This window comes from Lentilactobacillus hilgardii DSM 20176 = ATCC 8290 (genome assembly GCF_000159315.1).
Lineage (GTDB): Bacteria > Bacillota > Bacilli > Lactobacillales > Lactobacillaceae > Lentilactobacillus > Lentilactobacillus hilgardii.
Genome location: NZ_GG669998.1, coordinates 63,808 through 66,675, shown reverse-complemented (window position 1 = coordinate 66,675; position 2,868 = coordinate 63,808). Strand labels below are relative to the sequence as shown.

Here is a 2,868-nt window from a genome sequence, read left to right as displayed (position 1 = left end):
GAATTCGGGGATGACTATTATTGGCAATCCCAATAAGTGCTTGTTGACGGTCACTTATAAATTCCCTTAGTTGTCTTTCATCACTAATGTCCTTTAAAATAATTTGACCACTCAAAAGCCGCTGCTTTACGCTGGCCTTGATGCCCATGTCCCCTGATAACAGTTTTCCGCCATTACTGGCAGCCGCAATTACTGAAGGCTCTTCAGTCACCATAGGGACAAGATACTGACGGTTGTTAACTTTCATGTTGGTGACAATTCCTTCGGGCAGCGCATAGTCTGTAAGGTAATTTTCTATCAAATGTCCAAAGGTCTTAGCATTGGTTGTTTTGAGCAAAGCTACTTGATCACTGTTTAAGCCTGAGAAATCTGCAATCAAATCAAGTCGTTCCCGATATGATTTTTGATAGAAATGTGCCCATCGAGCGTCCATCTGCCCCGCCTCCAAAATAACTTTTCATATAAGCGACAAAAAGCTGGGCAGGAATAATCCTGGTTCCAGCCTTCTTATCGATAAACTTCCAAACATACTCAAAATCACTTAGTGCTCACTTTTATTTTCTACAAACTCCGTGATAATCCCCTCACGAACGCCGCTCTCTGAGAATAGAACCTTTCGGGTATCAACCTTATCCATTAACACCATTAACGGCAATAGCCCACCAACAATAATATCAGCTCTGTCATGCTCCAAGCCTTTAATTTGGCGACGACGTTTAACATCACCCCTAAGAAGATTAAGGTAAGTACGATTAACCTGTTCATAGCTCAAATGATAGCCATGGATCGAGTCAACCCGCTTCATTCCCTGACGTGTTCGATTAATCCTGGCCAGGGTTCGATTAGCCCCGCCCAAAAGGACAAGCGGTTCGCGTTGAGAATGCTTAAGCCATTTAATTCGGGAATATAATTTCTGAATATGAAACTGGGCATTAAATAAATTGGCACCTGAAACATTGTCATTCAAATGAAACTGTTCCGAGATGTTAACAGCACCAATCGGGATACTGGTTAAATTCTTGCTTTGACCATTGACTACCCGGATCAATTCACAACTTGCACCACCAATATCAAGAATCAGACAGTTTTTGATTCCCAATCGATTAATGACGCCCAAATAGTCATAATAAGCTTCCTGAACACCTGAGAGGACACGGATTGTAATACCAATCTTTTTTTTGACCGCTTGTAAAAAATCAGTTTGATTTTTGGCCTGTCTAACTGCAGCAGTCGCAATGCCGATTACGGAATCCGACCGGTATTGTTGGTAAATAGCCTTAAAATCTGCCAGCGCCTGAATCGTTCTTTCCATAGCTTGTGGCTGTAGTACCTTTGCTTTGCCCATACCTTCAGAAAGTCGACTATCACTTTTAACACGTTTGATTTCACGATAACTGCCGTCATTTAAGATTTGATTGATGGCCATTCGGACCGAATTAGAACCAATATCCAAAATTACAAGGTTTTGCATCCCTGCCATCCTTTCCGGCAGTTCTAGCCAAAGTAATTGATTCCAATTGCATCGCGAACTTCCTTAAGGGTTTGATTAGCAACCGTGTTTGCATATTCGCTACCCTTTTTAAGGATATCGTAAACACCGGCAATGTCTTTTTCATATTGATTTCGGCGTTCACGAATTGGTTTTAACTCTGCTTGAAGGACATCATTCAAGTAGCGTTTGATCTTCACATCACCTAATCCGCCGTGCTGGTATTGGGCTTTCAATTCAGCCACCTTTGATTGATCGGGATCAAAAATATCCAAATAAGTAAAAACCGTATTTCCTTCAACTTGACCCGGATCTTCAACATGAATATGGTTGGGATCGGTATACATTGACATTACTTTTTTACTGATGGTGTCCTCATCATCCGAGAGATAAATCGCATTTCCCAACGATTTGCTCATTTTGGCGTTGCCATCCAGCCCTGGAATCCGTCCCATCCCCTTTGGTGGGAAATAGCCTTCCGGTTCAACTAAAATATCTGCTTTGTAAATTGAATTAAATGAACGCACAATTTCACGGGTCTGTTCAAGCATTGGTTCCTGATCATCACCGACAGGAACAGTAGTCGCTTTAAAAGCGGTAATGTCAGCCGCCTGACTAATCGGATACATTTCAAATCCAACTGGGACACTTTGACCAAAATTCTTTTGCTTAATTTCATTTTTCACGGTTGGGTTTCGGTTAAGCCGAGAAACCGTAACCAGATTTGAATAATGTTGTGTTAACTCTGGGAGTGCAGGAATCTGCGATTGAACTAGAATTGTAGATTTTTCTGGATCAATTCCCACAGCTAGATAATCCAATGCAACCTGAATCAAACTATGGCGGATTTTTTCAGGATCACGTGCATTATCAGTTAAGGCTTGCATGTCTGCAATCATAATGAAGGTTTCGTAATCACCGGAATTTTGTAATTCAACCCGATTTTTCAATGAACCAACATAATGGCCAATATGTAACTTGCCTGTTGGTCGATCTCCTGTTAAAATAATTTTCTTTGCCATCTTGCAACTATCCTTTCAATATCCGAATTTTGAATAGCACAATTTTTCGAAAAAACGTCCTATTGATTGAACAATAGGACGCTAAGACGTGGTACCACCTAAATTGTAACTAGTTGTAAGTGTAGTTACCTCTCTAAGCGATACGGGTGCTACCCTTTTAAACTACCAATTCGTTTCGTCGCGGTCACTTTCAGCCTTGATAACCTCTCTGTTTTGGACGATTCTACTCATCTACTAATAACATTTTAATTTTACTGATAAAAATAGGAAATGTCAAAGGCTCAGTTAACATTTATCAAGGTCGACTCATTCAATTGACAGGAGGCCGAAATCAAACTAAAATTGTGCAAGCATAAG

At 40.7% G+C, this 2,868-nt stretch carries 3 protein-coding genes; all 3 read right to left on the bottom strand.

Going from position 1 to position 2,868, the window contains the following annotated elements:
- On the bottom strand, positions 1 to 433 hold a 433-nt coding region (locus tag HMPREF0519_RS11615), incomplete at its 3' end, for a hydroxymethylglutaryl-coenzyme A reductase family protein (protein ID WP_499841957.1).
- Between the two features lie 108 nt (positions 434 to 541).
- Positions 542 to 1,471, bottom strand: coding sequence for a Ppx/GppA family phosphatase (locus HMPREF0519_RS11610; RefSeq protein WP_035463093.1), 930 nt, complete (start codon positions 1,469 to 1,471; stop codon positions 542 to 544).
- Positions 1,472 to 1,494: 23 nt separating this feature from the next.
- Complete coding sequence (gene trpS, locus HMPREF0519_RS11605; RefSeq protein WP_003636489.1) at positions 1,495 to 2,511, bottom strand: tryptophan--tRNA ligase; 1,017 nt, start codon at positions 2,509 to 2,511, stop codon at positions 1,495 to 1,497.
- Positions 2,512 to 2,868: the final 357 nt, after the last annotated feature.

What these genes read in the sequence shown, in the direction of transcription:
- HMPREF0519_RS11610 (WP_035463093.1), bottom strand. Translation starts at nt 1,471, where the DNA reads ATGCAAAACCTTGTAATTTTGGATATTGGTTCTAATTCGGTCCGAATG.
- trpS (WP_003636489.1), bottom strand. Translation starts at nt 2,511, where the DNA reads ATGGCAAAGAAAATTATTTTAACAGGAGATCGACCAACAGGCAAGTTA.